The organism is Paracoccus nototheniae (genome assembly GCF_004335005.1).
Classification (GTDB): domain Bacteria; phylum Pseudomonadota; class Alphaproteobacteria; order Rhodobacterales; family Rhodobacteraceae; genus Paracoccus; species Paracoccus nototheniae.
The window spans coordinates 1-446 of the sequence record NZ_RQRT01000205.1; the positions used below are offsets into that span (position 1 = coordinate 1).

The following is a 446-nucleotide window of genomic DNA, read 5'->3' on the forward strand; positions in this document are numbered from 1 at the left end:
CTAGAAAATTTGGTAAAAATATAAAAGTAGATGTTTCGGCTTATTATACATTATTACAAAATGCTATGGTGAGAAGAGATTTCACACTTAATGGTTCATCTGAAATTATATATGATGGCGAATTGAATCAAGTACAAGCGATTCAAAATGCAGCTAAAGCAAATGTTTATGGATTTCAAGCGGGTATCGAAGTAAAATCCCCATCAGGTTTTAATTTTTCAACTGATTTAAATTTCCAAAAAGGAGAGGAAGAATTGGATAATGGCGACAAAAGTCCCTCGCGTCACGCAGCTCCTTTCTTTGGAATTTCTAGGATTGGTTATGAAACATCAAACTTCGATTTTCAAGTCAATGTACAATGTGGTGATGCTGTAAATTTTAGCGGTTTAGCAGAAGAAGAGAAAGGGAAGGCCGAAAATTCCGCTAAAGATAAAGACGGTAATCCT

General features: G+C 35.0%; 1 protein-coding gene. It reads left to right on the forward strand.

Annotated elements, in window-relative coordinates; genetic code table 11:
• A partial coding sequence (locus EG885_RS23005; RefSeq protein WP_207392408.1) for a hypothetical protein occupies positions 1-446 on the forward strand: 446 nt, incomplete at both ends.